The sequence below is a fragment of the Micromonospora sp. BQ32 genome (assembly GCF_059358895.1).
In genome coordinates this window covers 1-1,391 of the sequence record NZ_JCADBI010000047.1, presented here as the reverse complement: position 1 = coordinate 1,391, position 1,391 = coordinate 1, and the positions used below count along the sequence as shown (strand labels likewise).

Annotated in this window: 1 protein-coding gene; it reads left to right on the top strand. The window is 65.8% G+C overall.

Going from position 1 to position 1,391, the window contains the following annotated elements; translation table 11 throughout:
- On the top strand, positions 1–1,391 hold a 1,391-nt coding region (gene glnA / locus AC5L30_RS32935), incomplete at both ends, for a type I glutamate--ammonia ligase (protein ID WP_494872175.1).

Genomic DNA, 1,391 nt, shown 5'->3' with positions numbered 1-1,391 from the left:
CCGAGGAACTGCTGCGATACCTCAAGAACGAGGACGTGAAGTTCGTCGACGTTCGTTTCTGTGACCTGCCCGGCGTGATGCAGCACTTCAATCTGCCGGTCGAGTCCGTCAACGACGACCTCTTCACCGACGGCCTCGCGTTCGACGGTTCGTCGATCCGCGGTTTCCAGGCGATCCACGAGTCGGACATGCTCCTGCTCCCGGATGTCGCCACCGCGTTCATCGACCCGTTCCGCGCGCAGAAGACGCTCGCGCTGAACTTCTTCATCCACGACCCGTTCACCCGCGAGGCCTACAGCCGCGACCCGCGTAACGTGGCGAAGAAAGCCGAGGCGTACCTCGCCGCCAGCGGCATCGCCGACACCGCCTACTTCGGCGCCGAGGCGGAGTTCTACATCTTCGACTCGATCCGCCACGAAACCTCGGCGCACCAGTCGTTCTACTACATCGACTCGATCGAGGGCGCCTGGAACACCGGCCGCGAAGAGCCCGGCGGCAACCGCGGCTACAAGACCGCCTACAAGGGCGGCTACTTCCCCGTCCCGCCGGTCGACCACTACGCCGACCTACGCGACTCGATCGTGCGGCGCCTCGTCGACACCGGCTTCAACGTGGAACGCTCACACCACGAGGTCGGCACCGCCGGCCAGTCCGAGATCAACTACCGGTTCTCCACCCTGCTACACGCCGGTGACCAGCTCCAACTGTTCAAGTACATCGTGAAGAACGAAGCCTGGGCCAACGGCAAAACCGCCACGTTCATGCCCAAGCCACTCTTCGGTGACAACGGCTCCGGCATGCACACCCACCAGAGCCTCTGGCTCAACGGCGAGCCGCTGTTCTACGACGAGACCGGCTACGCCGGCCTGTCCGACATGGCCCGCTGGTACATCGGCGGCCTGCTGCACCACGCCCCGTCGCTGCTGGCCTTCACCAACCCCACGATCAACTCCTACCGTCGCCTCGTGCCAGGCTTCGAAGCGCCGGTCAACCTGGTCTACTCCCAGCGCAACCGCTCCGCCTGCACCCGCATCCCGGTCACCGGCGCGAACCCGAAGGCCAAGCGCGTCGAGTTCCGCGTCCCGGACCCGTCGGCCAACGTCTACCTGGCCTTCTCCGCCATGATGATGGCCGGCCTCGACGGCATCAAGAGCAAGATCGAACCACCAACGCCGATCGACAAGGACCTCTACGACCTCCCGCCCGAGGAGTGGGGCGACGTCAAGCAGGTCCCGGGCTCGCTGTCGGCCGTGCTCGACTCGCTCGAGGCCGACCACGACTACCTGCTCGACGGCGGCGTCTTCACCCCCGACCTGATCTCCACCTGGGTCGACTGGAAGCGCGCCAACGAGGTCGACCCGGTGCGTCTGCGCCCGACCCCGCACGAGTTC